The sequence below is a fragment of the Acidovorax sp. FG27 genome (assembly GCF_040365715.1).
GTDB lineage: Bacteria > Pseudomonadota > Gammaproteobacteria > Burkholderiales > Burkholderiaceae_C > Paracidovorax.
In genome coordinates, this window is record NZ_BAABVY010000008.1 from 96510 (window position 1) to 120086 (window position 23577).

Annotated in this window: 18 protein-coding genes; 9 read left to right on the forward strand and 9 right to left on the reverse strand. The window is 66.5% G+C overall.

What is annotated here, in order from left to right:
- Positions 1-8 precede the first annotated feature (8 nt).
- Positions 9-3140: an EAL domain-containing protein gene (locus tag ABWV53_RS05595; RefSeq protein WP_353363789.1), complete on the reverse strand. Its 3132-nt coding sequence runs from the start codon at positions 3138-3140 to the stop codon at positions 9-11.
- 152 nt (positions 3141-3292) lie between these two features.
- On the opposite strand from ABWV53_RS05595, the gene ABWV53_RS05600 reads away from it, so the two are divergent.
- A complete protein-coding gene (locus ABWV53_RS05600; RefSeq protein ID WP_353363791.1) occupies positions 3293-3847 on the forward strand; it encodes an adenine phosphoribosyltransferase in 555 nt (184 codons plus the stop codon).
- An 88-nt stretch (positions 3848-3935) separates the two neighbouring features.
- On the opposite strand, the gene ABWV53_RS05605 is transcribed toward ABWV53_RS05600, so the two are convergent.
- From ABWV53_RS05605 to rpmH, 8 genes are all read right to left on the reverse strand, one after another.
- Positions 3936-4772, reverse strand: a complete 837-nt coding sequence (locus ABWV53_RS05605; RefSeq protein WP_353363793.1) for a hypothetical protein — start codon at positions 4770-4772, stop codon at positions 3936-3938.
- A gap of 109 nt (positions 4773-4881) precedes the next feature.
- Complete coding sequence (locus tag ABWV53_RS05610) at positions 4882-5382, reverse strand: Crp/Fnr family transcriptional regulator (protein WP_353363795.1); 501 nt, start codon at positions 5380-5382, stop codon at positions 4882-4884.
- Between the two features lie 73 nt (positions 5383-5455).
- A complete protein-coding gene (mnmE, locus tag ABWV53_RS05615) occupies positions 5456-6919 on the reverse strand; it encodes a tRNA uridine-5-carboxymethylaminomethyl(34) synthesis GTPase MnmE (protein WP_353363797.1) in 1464 nt (487 codons plus the stop codon).
- Between the two features lie 258 nt (positions 6920-7177).
- Entirely contained in the window at positions 7178-8752 is a 1575-nt protein-coding gene (locus ABWV53_RS05620; protein WP_353363799.1) for an ABC transporter substrate-binding protein, read from the reverse strand.
- A 169-nt stretch (positions 8753-8921) separates the two neighbouring features.
- Complete coding sequence (yidC, locus tag ABWV53_RS05625) at positions 8922-10646, reverse strand: membrane protein insertase YidC (RefSeq protein ID WP_353363801.1); 1725 nt, start codon at positions 10644-10646, stop codon at positions 8922-8924.
- Positions 10643-10936: a membrane protein insertion efficiency factor YidD gene (gene yidD, locus ABWV53_RS05630; protein WP_353363803.1), complete on the reverse strand. Its 294-nt coding sequence runs from the start codon at positions 10934-10936 to the stop codon at positions 10643-10645. Before yidD ends, yidC begins: the two co-directional genes overlap by 4 nt.
- Positions 10933-11478 (reverse strand): ribonuclease P protein component, encoded by a 546-nt coding sequence (locus ABWV53_RS05635; RefSeq protein ID WP_353363805.1) that lies wholly within the window; start codon positions 11476-11478, stop codon positions 10933-10935. The genes yidD and ABWV53_RS05635 overlap by 4 nt, the downstream gene beginning before the upstream one ends.
- Before the next feature lie 88 nt (positions 11479-11566).
- Positions 11567-11701, reverse strand: coding sequence for a 50S ribosomal protein L34 (rpmH, locus tag ABWV53_RS05640; RefSeq protein WP_005798102.1), 135 nt, complete (start codon positions 11699-11701; stop codon positions 11567-11569).
- 322 nt (positions 11702-12023) lie between these two features.
- Between rpmH and dnaA the strand changes: the two genes are divergently transcribed.
- The 8 genes from dnaA to ABWV53_RS05680 all read left to right on the forward strand — a co-directional run bounded on the left by dnaA (position 12024) and on the right by ABWV53_RS05680 (position 23574).
- Entirely contained in the window at positions 12024-13445 is a 1422-nt protein-coding gene (dnaA, locus tag ABWV53_RS05645) for a chromosomal replication initiator protein DnaA (RefSeq protein ID WP_353363808.1), read from the forward strand.
- 154 nt (positions 13446-13599) lie between these two features.
- Positions 13600-14718 carry a DNA polymerase III subunit beta gene (gene dnaN / locus ABWV53_RS05650; RefSeq protein WP_353363810.1) on the forward strand — a complete coding sequence of 373 codons (1119 nt, stop codon included), beginning with the start codon at positions 13600-13602 and terminating at the stop codon, positions 14716-14718.
- Between the two features lie 150 nt (positions 14719-14868).
- Positions 14869-17505 carry a DNA topoisomerase (ATP-hydrolyzing) subunit B gene (gene gyrB, locus ABWV53_RS05655; protein WP_353363812.1) on the forward strand — a complete coding sequence of 879 codons (2637 nt, stop codon included), beginning with the start codon at positions 14869-14871 and terminating at the stop codon, positions 17503-17505.
- Positions 17506-17697: 192 nt separating this feature from the next.
- Entirely contained in the window at positions 17698-18291 is a 594-nt protein-coding gene (locus tag ABWV53_RS05660) for a restriction endonuclease subunit S (RefSeq protein ID WP_353363814.1), read from the forward strand.
- Positions 18284-19738 carry an N-6 DNA methylase gene (locus tag ABWV53_RS05665; RefSeq protein ID WP_353363816.1) on the forward strand — a complete coding sequence of 485 codons (1455 nt, stop codon included), beginning with the start codon at positions 18284-18286 and terminating at the stop codon, positions 19736-19738. Before ABWV53_RS05660 ends, ABWV53_RS05665 begins: the two co-directional genes overlap by 8 nt.
- A gap of 123 nt (positions 19739-19861) precedes the next feature.
- Positions 19862-20716, forward strand: a complete 855-nt coding sequence (locus tag ABWV53_RS05670) for an Abi family protein (protein WP_353363818.1) — start codon at positions 19862-19864, stop codon at positions 20714-20716.
- 27 nt (positions 20717-20743) lie between these two features.
- Positions 20744-22375, forward strand: coding sequence for a type I restriction-modification system subunit M (locus ABWV53_RS05675; RefSeq protein ID WP_353363820.1), 1632 nt, complete (start codon positions 20744-20746; stop codon positions 22373-22375).
- Positions 22372-23574 carry a restriction endonuclease subunit S gene (locus tag ABWV53_RS05680; RefSeq protein WP_353363822.1) on the forward strand — a complete coding sequence of 401 codons (1203 nt, stop codon included), beginning with the start codon at positions 22372-22374 and terminating at the stop codon, positions 23572-23574. The genes ABWV53_RS05675 and ABWV53_RS05680 overlap by 4 nt, the downstream gene beginning before the upstream one ends.
- Positions 23575-23577: the final 3 nt, after the last annotated feature.

Sequence of the window (23577 nt, forward strand, 5' to 3'; positions counted from 1 at the left end):
CGGCGCCGTCAGCCGCCTGCTGCGAAGGCCGCCGCCAGCTGGTCGGCGGGCGCCGGCCGGCCGAACAGGTAGCCCTGGAACCGCTGGCAGCCGTTGCGCAGCAGGAATTCGCGCTGGCCCTCGGTCTCGACCCCTTCGGCCACCACGTCCAGCCCCAGGCTCTGCGCCAGGGCCACGATGGTGCAGGCGATGGCCGCGTCGTTCGGGTCGGTGAGCACGTCGCGCACGAAGCTCTGGTCGATCTTGAGCTGGTCCAGCGGCAGGCGCTTGAGGTAGCCGAGCGACGAGTAGCCGGTGCCGAAGTCGTCCAGCGAGAAGCCGATGCCCTGCTGGCGCAGCACCTGCATCTTGGCGATGGTGTCCTCCACGTCGTGCAGCAGCAGGCTCTCGGTCAGCTCGATCTTCAGGCGGCGCGGGCTGGCGCCGCTGGCCGCCAGCGCCGCCACCACCTGCTGCACGAAGTCGGCATGGCGGAATTCGGGGGCGCTGACGTTGACGGACACCGTCCACTGCGCCGTGGCGGGCTGGCCGGCCCACTGCGCCAGCTGGTCGCAGGCGGCGCGCAGCATCAGCCGCCCCAGCGGCAGGATCAGCCCCGTCTGCTCCGCCACGGCGATGAATTCGCCGGGCGGCACCATGCCGCGCTGGGGGTGCCGCCAGCGCACCAGCGCCTCGGCGCCCAGCACGCGGCCCTCGGCATCCACCACCGGCTGGTAGTGCGGAAAGAACTCGGCCCGCTGCAGCCCCACGCGCAGATCGGCCTCCAGCACCGAGCGGGCGTTGGCGGCGGCCTGCATGGCCGGATCGAAGAAGCACAGCATGTTGCGCCCCTGCGCCTTGGCCTGGTACATGGCCAGGTCGGCCCGCTGCAGCAGCTCGTTGACCGACTGCCCGCGCCCCCGGAACAGCGCCGCGCCGATGCTGGGGCTGTTGTGCACTTCCCGGCTCCCCAGCAGATAGGGCTGGTTCAGCACCGACAGCAGCTTGTGGCCGACCGCCCGGGCTTCCTGGCTGGCGGTCGATTCCAGCGCATCCAGGTCGGGCAGCACGACGAGGAACTCGTCGCCGCCCAGGCGCGCCACCGTGTCGCTGGCGCGCAGGCCGGCGGACAGCCGCTGGGCGACCTGCACGAGCAGCGCGTCACCCCACTCGTGGCCGAGCGTGTCGTTGACGTGCTTGAAGTTGTCCAGATCGAGGAACAGCACGGCCCCGTAGCGGCCCAGGCGGTCGCTGAGCGCGGTGGCCTGCTCCAGCCGGTCCAGCAGCAGCCGGCGGTTGGGCAGGCCGGTGAGTTCGTCGAAGAAGGCCAGGCGGTGGATCTCGGCCTCGGCCTGCTTGCGCTCGGTGATGTCGCGGCCCACGCCGCGGTAGCCCAGGAATTCGCCCTCGGCGCCATAGAAGGGCTCGCCACTGATCGACACCCACGCGAACGCGCCGTCGTGGCCGCGGTACTGCAGCTGCAGGTCATGGAACACCTCGTGCGCCTGCAGCTGCTGCTGGTGGGCCCGCCATTGCGCCGGCGACGGCCCCTGGCTGGGCAGCTCCCAGCGGGTCTTGCCCAGCAGCTCTTCAGGCCGCGTGCCGATCTCCAGGTGGTGCGCGCCTTCCACGCGCGTGAAGCGGAACGCGGCGTCCTGCTCCCAGTACCAGTCGGACGACAGCTGCGTGAGGCTGCGCCAGCGGGACTCGCTCAGGCGCAGCGCCTCCTGCGTGGCCACGTAGTCGGTCACGTCGGTGAAGGTGCGCACCCGCCCGCCGCCCGGCAGCGGCCGGGTGCGTATTTCCAGGTGGCGGCCCGAGCGGGTCTTGCGCAGGTAGACCTCGGGCATCTGCAGCCGGCCGCCGTGCGCGGCGTACTCGCCCTGCACATAGCTGCGGGCGCCCGGCTCGATGTAGCGGAAGGCGTCGCCGAAGTCGCCGCGCTCGGCCTGGAAGCGCACCACGTCTTCCACCCGGGGCGCGCCTTGCAGCAGGGACTCGGGCAGTTCCAGGAGTTCGAGATAACGGCGGTTGTGGACCCGGATGCGGCCCTGCGCGTCGACGTTGGTGATGCCCTGCGCCACCGCCGCCAGCGTGCCTTCCAGCGCCTGGGTCTGCTCGCGCAGCCGTTCGGTGGCGCGGGCCAGTTGCGCCTCGACCGTGCGCCGGCCCGCGTCCGCGCGCAGCGGTATCTCCATCTGCACCAGCGTGCCCAGCAGCGGCTGCAGGCCGCGCAGCGCGTCGGGCGGGTAGCCGCCGGCGCGGCCCGACAGCAGCAGCAGCAGGACGGGCTCGCCCGACGCGGCCAGGGCCTGGGCCGCGCACGGCTGCTGCGCCGGCAGCGCCGCTTCCAGCCCGGCGGCGCCCGCGGCGCGGCCGTCGCCACAGGCCAGGGACGTGCCCGCCAGCGCCCGGGCGAGCAGCCCCGGCGCGGGTCCGGCGGCCTCCGGCAGGGGCCAGGCGCTGCCGTCGGCGGGCGCGGCCTGCCCCTGCGGCCAAGGGCCGGCCACGCACACCAGCCGCATCACGCGGGCAGCGGCGGCGTCGCTGCACGCCGCATCGGCCGGGCCGGCGCCTTCCGCGCCGCCCTGGGGCGCCGCCGCCAGGTCCGGCCCGAGGTGCGCGATAAAGCCGCAGGTGCTCTGGGTGTGCACCAGCAATTCCTGCAGCAGCAGGGTGAAGGCGCCCGCCGCATCGCCGCCGATGAAGAAGGACTGCGCCCGCGAGATCGCATTGAGCAGCCGGTGCTGGCGCGCCTGCAGCGTCTGCGCCGCTTCGCGCACGCGGGCGGCGCTGCATTGCTCGTGCACCGATTCGATCTGCGCCGGCACCGTGAGCAGGTAGGCATGCGCGGCGTCGCGCACGATGAAGTCGCTGAAGCCGTGGCGCAGCGCGGGGCCGGCGCGGCCGACGCCGTCCTCGGGGACCGCGATCACCACCGGAACGCCGCGCGCCATCTCCAGCACGTCGTAGGCGCCGCCGTCGGCCACCTGCTCGGCCGCCACGATCACGTCGCAGCGCACCGCGGCCAGGTAGCCCCAGGCATCGGCCACGGTGGGCGCCACGTCGACCCCCCAGCCCAGCCAGGCGTCGGCCAGCGCGCGCACCAGGGCCTGCGCGTGGGCCGCATCACCGTCGACGAGCAGGATGGAAAGGGACATGGGCGTCGGGCTTCATCGAGAAAGGCCTCGCGGGCCGCGGAGGCGGGACGTGTCGGAGCCGACGCGGACATTATGCGACGGCGCCCGGGCGCTGTTTACACTGGCGCCCCGCCCCGGGCGGCGCCCCCCATTCCTACCCCACACTCAGCCCCATGCAGCATTTCAGCGTCAACGACTACCTGCGCCAGCACATCCGCACCGTGCCCGACTGGCCGGCGCCGGGCGTGCAGTTCCGCGACATCACGCCGCTGCTGCAGAACCCGAAGGTGTTCCGCGTGATGATCGACGCCTTCGTGCACCGCTACATGGACCGCGCGCTGCGGCCCGACGTGGTTGCGGGGCTGGACGCGCGCGGCTTCATTTTGGGGGCCGTGGTGGCCTACGAGCTGAACGTGGGGTTCGTGCCGATCCGCAAGAAGGGCAAGCTGCCTTTCACCACCGTCGAGGAAACCTACGAGCTCGAGTACGGCAGCGCCACCGTCGAGCTGCACGCCGACGCCGTGCAACCGGGCGACCGCGTGCTGCTGATCGACGATCTGATCGCCACCGGCGGCACCATGATGGCCGGCAAGAACCTGCTGGAGAAGCTGGGTGCCTCCGTGACGGAGGGCGCCGCCATCGTGGACCTGCCGGAACTCGGCGGCTCGCGCCGCCTGACGGAGGCCGGGCTGCCGCTCTTCACGCTGGTGGATTTCAGCGGCCACTGAGCCGGTCCGGCCCTGGCGAGGATTGGCAGCGCCGCAGACTGCCCGGATCCGCAGATGCACACGGCGCGGTGCTTCGTGCAGAAATTCCCTAGAGCTGGCCGAACTGCGTGGTGCTGAGTTCTTGCGGGCGTTGGTCCTGCGCGGGCAATTCGGTGTCCTCGAAGCCGGTGCGGCCCGAGAGCGCCGAGCCGACCGGGCCGGTGCGCACGGATTCGCCGGGCAGCATCGCCGGAGCCGGGGCCGGGGCGGCGCCAGCGGCGGCGGCGGCGGCGGGGGCGGGGGCGGCGTTCTGGCGGCTGGCGGCGGCGCGCAGCAACGCACGCTTGAATTCGGCCACCTCGTCGGCCTCGAGGGGTTCGGTGCGGCCCGCGCCCGGCGCGGACGCCGGCCGGGGTGGCAGCACGGGCGCGGGGCGCACCACCGGGGCCACCACCACCAGCGGCGGCGTTGGCGCGGGCGTGGGCACGGGCGCGGAATGGGTGCTGTTGGCGCTGGCCGGCACCTGGTCGCTGATGCGCCAGTACACCGCCGTCACCTCGATGTCGAAGCGGGCCTTCGCGGTCTGCACGATCAGGGCCTCGATCTCGCTCAGCCGCACGGTCTCGCCGCCGTAGTCGCGGGACAGATCGACCATGGCCAGGAAGCGCTGGCCGCGCTGGTCGAGCGACAGCACCTTGAATTTGTAGCCGGCCGACAGCACGCCCGCGCGCACCATGGCGTCGCGCACCACGGCGTAGAGCAGCTCGCGCCGCTCCAGGCGCTCGTTGCGGCGCCCGGACGCACCGGCGGCGGGCTGCAGCGAGGGCTCCACCGGCCCGGCGCCCGGCGGGGCGAAGCCTGCGACGCGGCCGTGCCGCTGCGCCGATGCCGCCGCCCCATGGCGGGAAGGCGTGGGTTTGCGGAACAACCAGCTGAACAGGGACATGCCGTACTTTCGGAGAGGCGCAGTAAAGGGAGGCGGATCAGTGTAGCCCGCGGCCCGGCCGGCTTGCGTACGCGGAGCGCCCGATTCCGCCAGCGTGCGGACGGCGTTCTCAGGTCACCGCGATCCGGCGGCGGCGGTTGCCCATGCGCCGCGCCAGCACGGCGCCGGCGACCATCGCCAGTTGCAGGGCCGCGGCGGGCTGGCGGTTGGAGAGCTCGGCGAAGCGCATCGCCGTCAGGGTCCACAGCACGCACGCGGCGCCGGCCTGCACCGTGGCGCTGCGCGGCCGGTGCGAAAAGAACCCCCCCTCGCCGACGATGGAGCCGGGGCCGACGATGGCCAGGCGCAGCCGCGCCTTTTCGTCCTCGTAATGCACGCTGAGGGTGCCGCTTTCCACCAGGTAGAGGGTGCGGTCCGGCTCGCCCTGGCGAAAGAGCACCTGCCCGGCCGGCAGCGACAGGGGCAGCAGGTAGGGCGCGAGGGCGTCCCACTGCTCGGCGTTCAGCACGTTGTCCAGGCCGTCGTCGCTGGCACCGGAGGCCGATTGCAGGGCCTGCAGCAGGCCGCGCAGGTCGGTGCGGGAAGTGGGGGGTGGGGTGGCGGCGCTCATCGGCGGCGACCGTACCCTTGATTGCGCATCGGCACAAGGGGGCGGCCAGGGCCGCAGGGCGCCGTCCTGCCGGTCACTTGCCGATGCAGAAGCTGGAAAAGATCACGCCCAGCAGGTCGTCGGACGTGAATTCGCCGGTGATGGCGTTGAGCGCCTGCTGCGCGAGCCGCAATTCCTCGGCCAGCAGGTCGAGCGCCGGCCCGGCGGCGTGCAGCTGGGCGGCCGCTTCCATCAGGTGGCCGTCCACCGCCTGCAGCGCGGCGATGTGCCGGGCGCGGGCGATGTAGAGCCCTTCGGGCGCGGCCTGCCAGCCGGCGACCTCCAGCAGCAGGCGGCGCAGCGCGTCCAGCCCCGCGCCGGTGCGCGCCGAGAGCCGCACCGAGGGCCGGGGCGCGCCGCCCTGCTCCGCCTCGCTACCGCCCTGCCCCGCCATGCTCGGCAGCGCCACGACGTCGCCCTGCACGCGGTCGAGCTTGTTCCAGACGTCGACGACGGGCACGCTGGCCGGCACCTTGTGGGCGATGGCGCCCGCGATATGGGCTTCTGCTGCTCTGTATTCAGGAGCATCCGCGCGGCTGAGGTCGTGCAGGAACAGCACGGCATCGGCGGCCGCGATCTCGTCCCAGGCGCGGGCTATGCCGATCTTCTCGACCTCGTCGTCGCTCTCGCGCAGGCCGGCGGTGTCGATCACGTGCAGCGGCACGCCTTCGATCTGGATGGTCTGCTGCACCTTGTCGCGGGTGGTGCCGGCGATGGGCGTGACGATGGCCAGCTCCGCCCCGGCCAGCGCGTTGAGCAGCGAGCTCTTGCCGGCGTTGGGCTGGCCGGCGATGACGACCTTGATGCCCTCGCGCAGCAGCGCGCCCTGGCTGGCGCGGCGCATGACCTCGGCCAGGGTTTGCTGCAGTTTCGATAGCTGCCCGGCGGCGTCCGCCTTGCGCAGGAAGTCGATTTCCTCTTCAGGAAAGTCGAGCGTGGCCTCCACCAGCATGCGCAGGTGCACCAGCGCGTCGCGCAGGGCGTGGATCTCCTGCGAGAAGGCGCCCGCCAGCGAGCGGCTGGCGCTGCGGGCCGCGGCCTCGGTGCTGGCGTCGATCAGGTCGGCGATGGCTTCGGCCTGGGCCAGGTCGATCTTGTCGTTGAGGAAGGCGCGCTCGGTGAATTCGCCCGGCTGCGCCAGCCGCAGCCCGGCCAGCACCGCGGGGCCTCCCTCGGCCGCCGGCGCGGCGGCGGCCTCCAGGCAGCGCGCCAGCAGCAGCTGCAGCACCACCGGGCCGCCATGGGCCTGCAGCTCCAGCACGTCTTCGCCGGTGTAGCTGTGCGGAGCGGGAAAGTAGAGCGCCAGCCCCTGGTCGATGGGCTGGCCCGCCGCGTCGCGGAACGGCAGGTAGGTGGCCTCGCGGGGTTTCAGCGCCCGGCCGCAGAGCGCCTGCACCAGCCCGCCCAGGCCCTTGCCCGACACGCGCACGATGCCCACCGCGCCGCGCCCCGGGGCGGTGGCGATGGCGGCAATGGGGTCGGTGTGGCGGGGCAGCATGGGCTCGGGGACTCCGGCGGGGCGGGCGGAAAAGGGAGTGGCGATGATAGCCCTGCCGCCCTTGCGGCCGGGCCCGGGGCGGGCGCCCGCCGAGCTTCCACGCAAGCCGCCGCTATCAAAAAAATAGCTGCCCGCGCTGGTTCCACGGGCCTCTGGAATGATTTTCTCATCCCAGGGCCGATGGATCCAGCGCGGGCAGCTACGATTTTGGTAGCACCCGGGCGCGCTCCGCGGTGCGCAGCCGTGTGCCGTGCGGGCTTACTTGATGGTCGTCCAGATGGGCATCGGGCGGTCGTCCGCGCGGTGCTGCGTCTCCACGCCCTTGCGCATCGCCCAGGGGCGGATCTGGTGGTGCAGCGGCAGGTAGTAGTACTCGTCCTTGACCAGTTTCAGCGCGCTGCCGATCAGGGCGTCGCGCTTGGCCGTGTCCATCTCCACCTTGATCTGGCCGATCATCTCGTCGAGCTTGGGGTCGCTGAAGCGGCCGCCGTTGTAGACGCCCGCCGCCGTCTTGCCCTGCTTGGTGGACATGAGCGAGTCGAGCGAATAGAGCGCGTCGAACGTGGCCACGCCCCAGCCGAAGAGGTAGGCACTGACGTCGTTGTTCATCACGCGGCTGACGAACTGCGCCATGGGTGCGGCCTGCAGCGTGGTCTTCACGCCGATGCGCGTCCACATCGCCGTGACGGCCTGGCAGATGGCTTCGTCGTTGACGTAGCGGTCATTGGGGCAGTCGAGCTTGAGGGCGAAGCCGTCGGGGTAGCCGGCGTCGGCCAGCAGCTTCTTGGCGGCTTCCACGTCGTACTTGGCGGCGCGCTCGTCCAGGCTCTTGCTCCAGCCGTTGACCATGGGCGCGACCATGGTGCCGGCGGGCACCGACAGGTTGCGCATGGTGCGGCTGTGGATGCCGGCCGAGTCGATGGCTTGGTAGAGCGCCTGGCGCACGCGCTTGTCCTTGAGCGGGTTCTTGCCCGGCGTGCCGGCGCCGGGCAGCTCGTCGCGGAACTGGTCCAGCCCCAGGTAGATGGTGCGGTTCTCGGCGCCTTCGATGAGCTTCAGGTCGGGGCTGGCCTTCATGCGGGCCAGGTCCTGCGGTGGTGGGTCGACGACGAAATCGACCTGGCCGGAGATCAGCGCGGCCGAGCGCGTGGCCGCCGACTTGATGGGCGTGAACACCACTTCGTCGATGTTGCCGGTGGGCTTGTCCCACCAGGCGTCGTTCTTCTTGAGCGTGATCTTCACGTCGGGCTGCCAGCCGACCAGGCTGAAGGGACCGGTGCCGTTGGCGTTGCGCGAGGCGAAGTTCTCTTCCTTGCCGGCGTAGTCCTGCGCCTTGGCCGAGTTGTTCTTCTCGGCCCAGGCCTTGTTCATGATGCGCGCCTCGGTCAGCTCGCGCAGCAGCACGGGGTTGGGGCCCTTGAGGATCAGCTCGACGGTGAAGTCGTCGATCTTCTTGACCTCTTTCAGGCTCTGCACGGACGACTGCATGTTGGAGGGCGGCGTCATGGCGCGGGTCAGCGAGAACACCACGTCGTCGGCGGTGAAGGGCGAGCCGTCGTGGAATTTGACGCCCTTGCGCAATTCGAAGCGCACCTGAGTCGGGGAGACCTGGGTCCACTGCGTGGCCAGCGCGGGCTGGATCTGGTACTTCTGGTCGTAGCGCACCAGGCTTTCATAGACCTGCTGCAGGAAGGCATGCGTCGTCTGATGGTTTTGGGCGTGCGGGTCCGCGGTCAGGATGTCGTTGGCGCCTGCCCACCGCAGGGTGGCCGCACTCGCCGAACCGGCTGCCAGCAGCGCCACGAGGGCCACGGTGCCGAGGGTTCGGTTCATCAGTTTCAAACGCTGTTGTTGCATCAACGAGCCTCCAGAAAGAAAACGATTGAGGGAAGCAGACAGCCTAGCAATGAACGTACCGAAAAGACAGCGGCCGCCCGAGGGCGGCCGTTGGGGATTGTCCGAATGGCGCGCCGCAGCGGCGGCGCACCATGCCGGTGCACGGTCAGCGGAACTTCGGCAGATTGAACTGCGGCGGCACGCCCATGCGGGTGTTGATGATCCACTGCTGCGCGATCGACAGGATGTTGTTCGTCAGCCAGTACAGCACCAGGCCGGCCGGGAAGAAGAAGAACATCACGCTGAAGATCAGCGGCATGAACCACATCATCTTGGCCTGCAGCGGATCCGGCGGCGCGGGGTTGAGCGCGGTCTGCAGCAGCGAGCTGGCCGTCATCAAAAGCGGCAGGATGAAGTACGGGTCGGGCGAAGACAGGTCGCGGATCCAGCCGATCCAGGGCGCGTTGCGCATCTCCACGCTGGACAGCAGCACCCAGTAGAGCGCGATGAACACCGGGATCTGGATCATGATGGGGAAGCAGCCGCCCATCGGGTTGACCTTCTCCTCGCGGTAGATGCGCATCATCTCCTGCTGCATCTGCTGCGGCTTGTCCTTCAGGCGCTCGCGCATTTCCGTGATCTTGGGGTTGATGGCCTTCATCTTGGCCATGGACGCATAGGCCTTGGCATTGAGCCAGTAGAAGGCGATCTTCAGCAGCAGCACCAGGGCGACGATGGACCAGCCCCAGTTGTTCAGCAGCTTGTGCAGCTGGTCGAGCAGCCAGTAGAGCGGCTTGGACAGGATGGTGAGCCAGCCGTAGTCCTTGACCAGTTCCAGGCCCGGGTACAGCTTTTCCATCATGGTTTCGATCTGCGGGCCGGCGAAGAGGCGCGCATCGACGGCCTTGGACTGGCCCGGTGCGATCTCGCCGACCTTCATGATCATGCCGACGGAATACAGGTTGTTGTCCACCTTGCGCACGAACAGGTCGCGCTGGATGCCGTCGGCCAGCAGCCAGGCCGAGGCGAAGTAATGCTGCACCATGGCCACGTAGCCGTTGGGCGAGGACTTGTCGATCTCGGCCTTGCCGCTCTCGATGTCCTTGAACTCGACCTTGTGGTACTTCTTGGCCTCGGTGTAGATGGCCGGGCCGGTGAAGGTGGAATAGAACGACGACTCGCCTGGCGGCTTGTTGCCGTCGCGCACCAGCTGCAGGTAGAGCTGGGGCGACACGGGGGCCGTGCCGGTGTTGACGATCTCGTGCTTGACCGAGATGTCGTAGGCGCCGCGCTTGGCCGTCCAGGTCTTGACCAGCTTCACGCCGCCCAGGTCGGCCGACTCGAAACGAACGCTCAGCTCGTTCTCGTTGTCACCCAGCGTGCGCGAGCCGGGCACCAGCGTCATCGGCGTCTTGTGCGTGGGGAAGTTGCCGCCGATCAGGCCGGTCTGCGCCAGGTAGACGCGCTGGGAGCTCTCGTCGAGCAGCACGAAGGGCTTGGACTTGTCGGCCATGTCGGCGTACTGCAGCAGCTCGCCATGCACCAGCGTGCCGCCCTCGGTGTCGAAGCCCAGGCGCAGCACGTCGGTGGTGACCGTGACGCGCTCGCGGGCAGCGGCCTGCGCGGGTGGCACGGCGCCGCCCGGCACCTGCTGAGCGCCAGCCGTGCCGGTGGCCGCGGGCGCGGCGGGCACGCTGTTGGCACCGCTGGCGGCGGCCGGGGCCGAAGAGGCGGAAGCAGCGGGCGCATTGGCGGGCGCGGATTCCGTCTGCGCGACCGGCGCGGGGAAGAAGGTGGCCTTGTTGCCGTTGTGGATCTGCCATTTGTCCCAGAGCAGGACCATGGAGAAGCCAAAGATCACCCACAGGATGGTGCGGCGAATGTCGTTCATGAAGTCTTCTTAGGTGAGGACGAAGGGGAGGCGGAGGGCATCAGCCGCGAAAACAGGCGCGCCGCCCGGGGCGGCTCGTCCGGCACGGGGTCGAGCCCGCCGTCGCACCACGGATGGCACCGCGCCAGCCGGCGCACGGTCAGGTAGCTGCCCGCCGCGGCGCCATGGCGCTCCAGCGCCTGCAGCGCATAGGCCGAGCAGGTGGGCTCGAACCGGCAGGCCGAACCCAGCCAGGGGCTGAGCAGCAGGCGGTAGCCCCGCACGAGGCCCATGAGCAGTGCGCGCATCATGCCGCGACTCCGCCGGGCGCCGCGGAAGGCGCCGCCGCTGCGGGGGCAGCCGCCGAAGCGGGGGCGCCGCCGGAACGCCGCACGGCGTGGCCGAACAGCTGCAGCAGCTCGGCGCGCACGGCCCGCTTGAGCTCATCCGACGTGGCGCTCAGGAACTGCTTGCGGTCGAACGTGGCCCGCAGCCGCACCACGTGCGCGGCCACCGGCAGCTGCGCCTCGAAGGTGGCCGCCACGGCGTGGATTTGCCGCTTGATGGCATTGCGCGTCACCGCGCGGCGCGCCCAGCGCTTGGGCACCATCGCCCCCATCCACGGCCCGGGGCGTTCGCTCCGCGCCACGGCAAACAGGGCCTGCGGCCCCTGCGTCGTCGGCAAGGAACCGGGCCCTGTGGAAGGCGATGCTACCGCCGCCCCGGGGGGGGCGGAAGGGGCGCCGCCGCCTCCTTGCAGACCCAGCCGGTGCAACGCGAAGTGCGCGGTGCGGGAAACAGTTCCGCCGGCCATGGCGGCCTGGAACTGCAGGCGGGTCTTCAGCCGGTGCATGGCAGCGATGTCCCGGCCGGGGACGTGGCAGCGCAAGGCAGCAAGCGGGGAAGGCGGTGGTGGGCCGAAAGCCGAACGGCCTGCGCGCTTAGACGGCCAGGCGCTTGCGGCCCTTGGCGCGGCGGGCGTTGATGACGGCGCGGCCGCCGCGGGTCTTCATGCGCACGAGGAAACCGTGGGTGCGGGCGCGGCGGGTCTTGGAAGGCTGGTAAGTACGTTTCATGATCGATCCTTGGGGGTCAGTTACGGGCCGGCCCTGTAAGGGGCATGCGCCGCCGAGCAACTTCCCACGAAAAGGAGAAAAAGGCCGCCCGGGCTTCATCACCCTGAACACATTCAGGGAAACCCGAGATTATTGCAGGCTTGGGCGTGGCTGGCAATCGAATGCCGCTTCAACACTTTTTCGCCGCCGCCGTGGCGGCCGGCGCGCGATGGCCCGCAAAGCTGCCGGGACAAGAGGCCGCAGGTTGTGGATAACTCCTTGACAAGCTAGAATCGCGCCCCTTCATTCGTTCCTCCTATCCACACAAAAAGAAGCCGCAGCCATGACCGAGGAACTCTCCCACGACCCGATGAACGAGCCCGGCGGCGATGCCGGCCAGGGGTTGTGGCAAGCCTGCGTGGAACAGCTGGCCCAAGACCTGCCCGAGCAGCAGTTCAACACCTGGATCAAGCCGCTGGCCGCCCAGGTGGCGCCCGATTTCACCAAGGTCACCGTGCTGGTGGCCAACCGTTTCAAGCTCGACTGGATCCGTGCCCAGTACGCCGGCCGCATCGCCGCCCTGCTGGAGGGCCTCTACGGCCAGCCCGTGACTCTGGAGTTAGCGCTCGCTCAGCGGGAAAGCGTGGTCCGCACTTACGTGCGCCCCGCCGCAGTGGAGCCCACACCGCACAGCGAGGCCCTGCCCGCGGCGGCCGACGAGTCCGCGCCGGGGGCCGGCGCGTTCCGCACCCGACTCAACAGCGCACTGACTTTCGAGACGCTGGTGGAAGGCACCGCCAACCGCATGGCACGGTCCGCCGCCATGCACGTGGCGGGCTCACCTGGCCACCTCTACAACCCGCTCTTCATCTATGGCGGCGTGGGCCTGGGCAAGACCCACCTGATGCACGCGGTGGGCAACCGCCTGCTGCAGGACAAGGCGGACGCCAAAGTTCTCTACATCCATGCGGAGCAGTTCGTCTCGGATGTGGTTAAGGCCTACCAGCGGCGCACCTTCGACGAGTTCAAGGAGCGCTATCACTCGCTCGATCTGCTGCTGATCGACGACGTGCAGTTCTTCGCCAACAAGGACCGCACGCAGGAAGAATTCTTCAACGCGTTCGAGGCCTTGCTGACCAAGAAGAGCCACATCGTGATGACGTCGGACACCTACCCCAAGGGCCTGACCAACATCCACGACCGGCTGGTGTCGCGCTTCGATTCAGGCCTGACGGTGGCGCTGGAGCCGCCCGAGCTGGAGATGCGCGTGGCCATCCTGATCAACAAGGCCCGCGCCGAGAGCGCCGACATGCCCGAAGAGGTGGCCTTCTTCGTCGCCAAGAACGTGCGCTCCAACGTGCGCGAGCTCGAAGGCGCGCTGCGCAAGATCCTGGCCTATTCGCGCTTCAACCAGAAGGAAGTCTCCATCCAGCTGGCGCGCGAAGCCCTGCGCGACCTGCTGTCGATCCAGAACCGGCAGATCAGCGTGGAGAACATCCAGAAGACGGTGGCCGACTACTACAAGATCAAGGTCGCCGACATGTACAGCAAGAAGCGGCCGGCCTCCATCGCGCGGCCGCGGCAGATCGCCATGTACCTGGCCAAGGAGCTGACGCAAAAGAGCCTGCCCGAGATCGGCGAGCTGTTCGGCGGCCGCGACCACACCACGGTGCTGCACGCGGTGCGCAAGATCTCTGGCGAGCGCCAGCAACTGACCGAGCTGAACCAGCAACTGCACGTGCTGGAGCAGACGCTCAAGGGCTAGCCGGTGGCGCGCCCTGGCCCGATGGAGCACGCCCGCATTCGCGGCCGCTTTCAAAGGCAAAATGGCGTGTTGGGCGCCCGGAGGGGGGCCTGCGGCTTCCAGGCCATGAAGCACCGCCCACGCACGTTTTCCCCAATCACCGAAGGTTGACGACATGATTGTCCTCAAGGCAACACAAGACAAGGTTCTCGCGGTTCTGCAGTCGGTGTCCGGCATCGTCGAGCGCCGGCACACGCTGCCCATCCTGGCCAACGTGCTGATCCGCAAGACGGGCAACGCGCTGCAGCTCACCACCAGCGACCTGGAGATCCAGATCCGCACCACGGCCGAGCTGGGCGGCGACACGGGCGACTTCACCACCACAGTGGGCGCGCGCAAGCTGATCGACATTTTGAAGACCATGCCCGGCGACCAGACGGTGAGCCTGGAATCGCAGCAGTCGAAGCTGGTGCTCAAGGGCGGCAAGAGCCGCTTCACGCTGCAGTCGCTGCCGGCCGAAGACTTTCCGCTGGTGCAGGAATCGGCCGCCTTCGGCCCCGCGTTCAGCGTGCCGCAGAAGGTGCTCAAGGACCTGCTGGGCCAGGTCTCGTTCGCCATGGCGGTGCAGGACATCCGCTACTACCTGAACGGCATCCTGTTCGTGGCCGAGGGCAAGACGCTGAGCCTGGTCGCCACCGACGGCCACCGCCTGGCCTTCGCCAGCGCCACGCTCGACGTCGAAGTGCCCAAGCAGGAAGTCATCCTGCCGCGCAAGACGGTGCTGGAGCTGCAGCGCCTGCTGTCGGACGCCGGCGGCGAGAACCAGCCCCACATCGAGATGCAGTTTGCCAACAACCAGGCGAAGTTCACCTTCGGTGGCATGGAGTTCGTCACCAAGCTGGTGGAAGGCAAGTTCCCCGACTACAACCGCGTGATCCCCAAGGGCCACAAGAACAGCGTCACCCTGGGCCGCGCGCCCCTGCTGGCCAGCCTGCAGCGCACGGCCATCATGACGAGCGACAAGTTCAAGGGCGTGCGCCTGAACATCGAGCCCGGCACGCTGCGGGTCGCCTCGAACAACGCCGAGCAGGAAGAGGCGGTGGACGAGCTGGACATCGACTACGGCGGCGACACGATCGAGATCGGCTTCAACGTCACCTACCTCATCGATGCCCTGGCCAACATGGGGCAGGACATGGTGAAGGTGGAGCTGGCCGACGGCAACAGCTCGGCGCTGATCACCATCCCCGAGAACGAGAGCTTCAAGTACGTGGTGATGCCGATGCGCATCTGACGCACTGCGGACGGGTTCCGGTGCCCTCCATCGCCTTTGCTACTATTTTGATAGCTACAGGCCTTGATGGATCAAGCGCTGGAGCCCTTTTTGATATCGAATCGACAATGGGAAACCCTGCGTTTCCACGGACCCCAAGGCTAGCCATCCATGACCGCTGAGAACCATCTGCCCGCACCTTCCGAGAACGGCGCGGGCGACGACGCGCAGCCCACGCCCGTGACCACGCCCAAGATCGACACCCAGCAAGCCGGTGCGAGCGAAGGCTACGGCGAAGGCGCGATCCAGATCCTGGAAGGCCTGGAGGCCGTGCGCAAGCGCCCCGGCATGTACATCGGCGACACGTCGGACGGCACCGGCCTGCACCACCTGGTGTTCGAGGTGGTGGACAACTCCATCGACGAAGCCCTGGCGGGCCACTGCGACGACATCGTCGTCACCATCCATTCCGACAACTCCATCAGCGTGACCGACAACGGCCGGGGCATTCCGACCGGCGTGAAGATGGACGACAAGCACGAGCCCAAGCGCTCGGCGGCCGAGATCGCCCTGACCGAGCTGCACGCGGGAGGCAAGTTCAACCAGAACAGCTACAAGGTCTCGGGCGGCCTGCACGGCGTGGGTGTGAGCTGCGTGAACGCGCTCAGCAAGATGCTGCGCCTGACGGTGCGCCGCGACGGTAAGGTGCACGTGCTCGAATTCAGCCAGGGCTTCGTGCAGAACCGCATCCTGGAGACGGTGAACGGCGTCGAGGTCTCGCCCATGCGCGTGACCGGCGAGACCGACAAGCGCGGCACCGAAGTGCACTTCCTGCCCGACACCGAGATCTTCAAGGAAAACAACGACTTCCACTACGAGATCCTGGCCAAGCGCCTGCGCGAGCTTTCCTTCCTGAACAACGGCGTGCGCATTCGTCTGAAGGACGAGCGCACCGGCAAGGAGGATGACTTTTCTGGCGCCGGCGGCGTGAAGGGCTTCGTCGATTTCATCAACGCCAGCAAGAAGGTGCTGCACCCCACCGCGTTCCACGCCACGGGCGCGCGCCCGGCTGAAAGCTATGGCGGCATCCCCGGCACCGAGATCGGCGTCGAAGTCGCCATGCAGTGGAACGACGGCTACAGCGAGCAGGTGCTCTGCTTCACCAACAACATCCCGCAGCGCGACGGCGGCACCCACCTGACCGGGCTGCGCGCCGCCATGACGCGGGTCATCGGCAAGTACATCGAACAGCAGGAACTGGCCAAGAAGGCCAAGGTCGAGGTCAGCGGCGACGACATGCGCGAAGGGCTCTGTTGCGTGCTGAGCGTGAAGGTGCCCGAGCCCAAGTTCAGCAGCCAGACCAAGGACAAGCTGGTGTCGAGCGAAGTGCGCGCGCCGGTGGAAGACATCGTCGCCAAGACGCTGACCGACTACCTGGAAGAGCGCCCGAACGACGCGAAGATCCTGTGCGGCAAGATCATCGAAGCCGCCCGCGCCCGCGAAGCCGCGCGCAAGGCCCGCGAGATGACGCGCCGCAAGGGCGTGCTGGACGGCATGGGCCTGCCCGGCAAGCTGGCCGACTGCCAGGAGAAAGACCCGTCGCTGTGCGAGATCTACATCGTCGAGGGTGACTCCGCCGGCGGCTCCGCCAAGCAGGGCCGCGACCGGAAGTTCCAGGCCATCCTGCCGCTGCGCGGCAAGATCCTGAACGTGGAGAAGGCGCGCTACGAGAAGCTGCTCACCTCCAACGAAATCCTGACGCTCATCACGGCGCTGGGCACCGGCATCGGCAAAGCCGGCGGCGCGGTGGACGGCAAGAGCGGCGCCGACGACTTCAACGTCGACAAGCTGCGCTACCACCGCATCATCATCATGACCGACGCCGACGTGGACGGCGCGCACATCCGCACACTGCTGCTGACGTTCTTCTACCGCCAGATGCCCGAGCTGGTCGAGCGCGGCCACATCTACATCGCGCAGCCGCCGCTCTACAAGGTGAAGAACGGCAAGGAAGAGCTGTACCTGAAGGACGCCCCGGCGCTCGACACCTTCCTGCTGCGCGTAGCCCTGCGCGACGCCAGCGTGACCACCGGCGGCGCCCAGCCGCAGACCCTGTCGGGCGACACCCTGGCCGAACTGGCGCGCAAACACCAGCTGGCCGAACACGTCATCGACCGCCTCTCGGCCTTCATGGACCAGGAAGCCCTGCGCGCGATTGCCGACAGCGTGAGCCTGAACCTGGACACCGTCGAAAACGCCGAAGCCAGCGCCGTGGCGCTGCAGGCCAAACTGCGCGAGCTGTCCACCAACGGCATCCCCGCCGAAGTGGCCAGCGAATTCGACGCACGCACCGACAAACCCATCCTGCGCATCAGCCGCCGCCACCACGGCAACGTCAAGAGCAGCATCATCACGCAGGACTTCGTGCACGGCGCCGACTACGCCGCCCTGGCCGAGGCCGCCAACACCTTCCGCGGCCTCATCGGCGAAGGCGCCAAAGCGCTGCGTGGCGAGGGCGAGAAGCAGAAGGAAGAAAAGATCGGCGACTTCCGCCAGGCCATGGCCTGGCTCATCTCCGAGGCCGAACGCACCACCGCCCGCCAGCGCTACAAGGGCCTGGGCGAGATGAACCCCGAGCAGCTCTGGGAAACCACGATGGACCCCGAAGTGCGCCGCCTGCTGCGCGTGCAGATCGACGATGCGATCGAGGCGGATCGGGTGTTCACGATGCTGATGGGGGACGAGGTGGAGCCGCGCAGGGACTTCATTGAGACGAATGCACTGCGGGCGGGGAACATCGACGTTTGAAGCGTGTAGAGCACCACATAAGGTGCGAAACGGGCCCCCATAAGCTGCGAAAGTTCTGGGGTTCTTGCTCTTCATTGGCTCGACTTCACCGCCAGACGTCCAGAACACAACAAGTCCATCAAAAACAAATAACTCTACTGCTTGCACCCGAACGCAGGCGGCGCTACACTGCGCCAGCAGTAGAGTTATTCGATGAATTCCATTCGTACCCTTAACGACTTGGCGGAAGTCCACACAGCAGTGGTCTTCCGGGATCAAGCACCGCAAGAGCATCCTGAAGGCAACGTGCGTGCGTTGGCCATCCGGGACGTTTTGGCTGCGACGCCAGTTAGCTGGAGCGAACTGCCGCGGGTTGTTGTGGCCGAGAAGTACCGCGCGAACTGCCTGCAAGCGGGTGATGTGGTCATCCCTTCACGGGGCGACTACTACAGGGCATCGCTTTTTACCGGGGCAGACGTGCCAGTTCTGCCGGTGGGTCAGTTGAATGTGATCCGACCGGCCGCCGCGTTAGATGCGGGTTACTTGGTGTGGTTTCTCAACCTGCCGACTACCCACGTCAAGCTCAAGCAAATGCTGACAGGCACCAGTATCAAAGCGTTGACCAAGACGGCTCTTCAGACGCTAGAGGTGGACCTCCCCGACATGGGACTCCAACACCGTATCGCGGAGATTGTTGAACTGGCGGGGCGGATCGCTGCCATCCGGCATCGGTTGACAGAACTAGACACCATTGAGGTAGCTCATATGGCCGACCCCTTTTCGCACAGTGGGGGCGCACATGCTTGATGCTGAGGCCGAGCACGCAATCCGTCATGCACTCGTGCGCTGTTTCGATTCAGTTCGTGGCGTGGCCGATGTTGGAGAGGTTCGTGATTACCTCCTGGCGTTGCTGGTATTCAAGTACGCCTCTGACCGTACTGCCGACGAAGCTAGCCATGCGGTTGCGCTCGACGCGGATGCCGAATCGGTGCCATCCTTTGAGCAACTGCTCAACGCCAAGCACATGCCCGATATCGGGCGGCGTATTGACCGGGCACTGGCGGACTTGGAGAACCAGCACCCGCTGCTGCAAGGCGCCTTTCACAGCGTCCGCTTCGACTCCTCCTTGCTGGGTGAACCCAAGCAAAGGCAACACCTCATCGCTGATCTGCTGGGCTGCTTCGGTTTGCCAGAGTTCAACTTTCGAGGAGGCGCAAGTGCCGAAGCGGCTGGCTTTGCCTGCGAAACGCTCATAAGCGAGGCCGCAGCCGTTGCCGGCAAGCGAGGCGCCGAGTTCTTCACCCCGCCCGGGGTTTCCCGGCTGATCGCTGAAATCCTCCAGCCCGAAGGTAGGGAAAGCGTTGGCGATCCGTGCTGCGGTTCTGGCACGTTGTTGTTGACCTGCAGTGGCTTCGCACGTGCTCACTCTGGCGGTGAGGGCTGTCAGCTGTTTGGCCAAGAGAAGAACGGCAGCACCTGGGCCCTCGCAAAAATCAACATGTTTTTGCATGGAGAGCTCGCCGCGCAGTTGGCATGGGGAGACACCCTCAAAGACCCGCTCTTGGTGGCTGGAAACCAACTGCAGACGTTCGACGTGGTGGTTTCAAGCCCGCCCTTCAATGTGAAGGATTGGGGACAAGAAGCCGCAGCGACCGATCCCTACGGGCGCTACCAACGCGGAGTTCCGCCCCGCGCTTCGGCTGACTACGCGTTCATCAGCCACATGGTGAAGACGCTCAAGCCTGGTCACGGCCGCATGGCAGTCGTGGTTTCCCATGGTGTCCTCTTCCGGAGCGGTGCGGAGCTCCAGATTCGCAGGCAGCTGCTGGAGGAATGCCTCGTGGACACAGTGATCGCATTGCCAGCCAAGCTGCTTCCATACACGTCCCTGCCGATTGCACTGCTGGTGTTGCGTAAGGACAAGAGCGACGGGCAAGTGCTCTTCATTGACGCCAGCCGCCAGTTCAAGCACGGGAAAACCCAAAACCAGCTATGCGATGAGGATCTGGCGCGGATCGTGTCCACCTATGCAGCCAGGGCGGATGTTGAAGGCTACGCCAGCTTGGTGTCGTTAGAGAACATCATTCTTCAGAACGAATGCAATCTCAATGTAGTTCGCTATGTGGGTGCCGTGGAGCAGCTCCAGCAGGTGGACCTGCAGGCCCTTCGGTTGGAGCGTGCACAGCTCCGAGCAGAGTTGGAAGGTCTGGAGAGCCGGTTTGCTAGCCTCATCCAGGAGGTGCATCGTGCGTAACACAAAGGAAAACGGCCGCTTACGCGGCCGCCTCCTCTATTGCGTCTTGGAACCTGACGTCCGTCCGAAGAGAGACTTGTCAAGCCATGGTACCCAAGCGCCTACATCTCAAGGATAACACGAGTGCTTGACTACAACAATATGTCCGCCCAGAACGTGCAGGAGGTGATTCAGGCCATTTCTCACGTTCGGCTGGGGAGCTATAGGCGCTTCTTTCAGGCAGGCACCGACTTGGAGGCGCTAGGGCTGTATCAATGGAACGAGGACTTGCGCGAGGCCTTTGCTCGCACCACGGACCTGATCGAGGTCGTCTTGCGCAACAAGTTCCACGCAGCTCTAAGTCAGCGATATGGCCAGTTGGGCAGCGCCGGATCGCGCGATTGGTATGCCCACCTGCGTCTTCCCCAGAAGTCGTTTGAAAAGGTGCGCGACATCACTCATGTAAACAATAGAGGAAACTGGCGACCACGCCAGCCGGCCCGCACCCCGGATGACGTGGTCTCGAACCTCACGTTTGGCTTTTGGCCAAGGCTCTTGGATGTCTCGACGGACACCAATCAGGTTGCGGTTCCTTGGAATCACATTATTCCGGACGTCCTTCCTGGCCATCGTCAACGGGTCGAAACGTACTGGCGGCCCCAAGCTCATCAAGATGCCTTCTTTGCAAGGTTAGACCTGTGCAATGACCTGCGAAACAGGATCGCGCACCTGGAGCCCATCTGGAAACTGGGGCCCCTCAGGGAGGAAGCCCGCAACCGGCCTGGACGCCAGGTGAATATCGTTGATGGCCCCACAAGGACTCCACAAGAGTCTTTGGATCGCCTTCGCCTGATCGACGACCGCCTGATCGAGTTGCTTCACTGGCTGTCGCCCACTCTCGCATGGTTTTATCGGCAGTGTCCCACACACTCGCGTTGCGTGGCACTGCTCACCCCAGCAGCTTTGGATGCATACCGCCAAAACCGCCCGTTTCCTTGAACAGACCTACAAGAACATTGTCACCTCATGGCACTTACCCTCGAATCCCTCGAATCCTGGCTCTGGGAGTCCGCCAACATCCTGCGCGGCTCCATCGACTCGTCGGACTTCAAGAACTACATCTTCGGCCTGCTGTTCCTCAAGCGCTTCAACGACGTGTTCGAGGAGCGAGTCCGGCAGCTGGAACAGGACGAGAAGCTCAGCGAGAAGGAAGCTGCCGTGGAGGTGCAGGCCAAGTGGGGCGTCTTCCCGCTCGACGCCCGCTGGCCCAGTCTGATCGCGCGCACCGAGAACATCGGCGAGGCGCTGGACAAGGCCTTCGCGGACATCGAGGCCAACAACACCGAGCTGCAGCATGTGCTGACCGCCACGCAGTACGGCGACAAGCGCGTGCTCTCCGACGCCACGCTGCAGCGTCTGCTGCGCCACTTCAACCAGTACCGCCTGGGCAATGCCGACCTCTACAAGGCCGACATGCTGGGCGATGCCTACGAGTACCTCATCAAGCAGTTTGCCGACGATGCCGGCAAGAAGGGCGGCGAGTTCTACACGCCCAAGGCCGTCGTGCAGCTGGTGGTGGAACTCATCGACCCACAGCCCGGCCACAGCGTGTACGACCCCACCTGCGGCAGCGGCGGCATGCTGGTGGAAAGCGCCCACCACATCGCCAAGCTGCCCGGCGGCACGCTGATGGGCGACCGCCCCAACGCCCTGCTCTACGGACAGGAGAAGAACCTGGGCACCTGGGCCATCGCCAAGCTCAATCTGTACCTGCACAACATGCGGGCCGAGATTGAGCGCGGCGACACCCTGGTGGAGCCCAAGCACCTGGACGGCGGCTACCTCAAAACCTTCGACCGCGTCATCGCCAACCCGCCCTTCTCCGCCAAGGCCTGGTGGACGCCGCTGGAGCTGGAAGCCGAAGCCGCGCAAGACAGCGAAGGCGGCGCCGGCAGCAGCAACAAGAAGCCCAAGACGCCCAGCTACAAAGGCGTGAGCGACCCCTTCGGCCGCTTCAGCTACGGCGTGCCGCCGCGCGGCTATGCAGACCTGGCCTTTGCCCAGCACATGCTGGCCAGCCTGAAGGCCGACGGTCGCATGGGCATCATCCTGCCGCACGGTGTGCTGTTCCGCAGCGGCGAGGAGGGCAAGATTCGAGAGGGCTTGCTCTTCGGCACCGATGCCGCCAGCGGAGGACAGCCGGGCGACCTCATCGAGGCCATCGTCGGCCTGCCGCCCGCGCTGTTCTACAACACCGGCATCCCGGCCTGCGTGTTGGTGCTGAACAAACGCAAGCCGGCCGCGCTACAGGGCAAGGTCATCATCATCGACGCCAGCCGCGACTACCTGGAAGGCAAGGCGCAGAACAGCCTGCGCCCCGAGGACATCGAGCGCATCGCACGCACGCACAAGGCCGCTTTCGAGCAGCAGACGGAGGTGGAGAACTACTGCCGTGTGGTCTCGCTGGACGAGATTCGCGGCAATGACGGCAACCTCAACATTGCGCGGTACATCGACAACGGGGAGACCGAGGAGACCGTGGATGTGGCGGCCACCCTGGTGCAACTGGCGGCGCTGGCCGAGGAAGAGACGCAGATTGATGCGCGTCTGACCGGTTACTTGGCAGAACTGGGGCTACTTGAGGTCGACTCAGAATGAATCAACTGACGGAACTCAACCCAGTGCCCGCGGTTGAGGTGCGACTCCCAAGCAATTGGCAATCTGGCGAATTGCTTGACTTCCTAGAACTTCAGCGGGGTGTAGACCTTCCTGTGCAAGACCGAAGGGACGGCACCGTGCCGATCTTTGGCTCCAACGGACTGCTTGGTTCTCACGATGTTGGTGTTTCGGATGGGCCCGGTGTCATTACTGGGAGGTCCGGAACAATTGGGAAAGTGTTCTATTCGGAAAGCCTGTATTGGCCCCTCAACACATCGCTGTATGTGAGGGACTTCAAGGGCAATTTGCCCAAGTTCGTCTACTACAAGCTTGACGCTGTTGGTCTTGAGCGCTTCTCGACTGGTACTGGCGTGCCAACTCTGAATAGAAACGTTGTGCACAAAGAGCCAGTGGTATTTCCGCCGCTCCACGAGCAGCAAAAGATCGCCGCCATCCTGACGGCCGTGGACGGCAAGCTGGACGTGATTGCGCGCCAGATTGAAGCCACCCAGACCCTCAAGCAGGGCCTGATGCAGACGCTGTTCACCCGGGGCGCCGGCACCCAAGATGCCGGTGGCCGTTGGGTGCCGCATACGGAGTTCAAGGATAGTGAGAAGGGTGAAATTCCAGCAACCTGGGAAGTTCGCTCGCTGAATGATGTCGTTGATAACCTTGATCGACAGCGAGTTCCGCTTAAGCAAGCAGACCGCGCGCAACGTCAGGGCATGGTTCCGTACTACGGGGCATCGGGGGTCATTGATTGGATAGATGACTTCATCTTCGACGGGGATTTCATACTCCTCGGAGAAGACGGCGAGAACGTCTTATCTAGAAAACTTCCTTTGGCGTTTAGGGCAACCGGGAAGATTTGGGTGAACAACCACGCGCATGTGTTTCGCCCCAAGGCCGGGTACGACATTCAGTTCTTGGTCGAACTGCTTGAATCGCTGGACTACTCGACGCTTGCGAGCGGAACGGCTCAACCGAAGATCACACAACAAGCGCTGAATCAATTGCGCTTCGCCGTCCCCCCGCTAGATGAGCAAGTACGAATCGGCTCTTTGCTGGAGACTGTGGCTGAGAAGATTGTCTCGCTCCGTCTAAAACACAAGCGCTACAACGCCCTCAAACGCGGCCTGATGCAGAAGCTCCTGACCGGCGAATGGCGCGTCAAGGTCGACGCCGAAATGGCCGCCTGATCC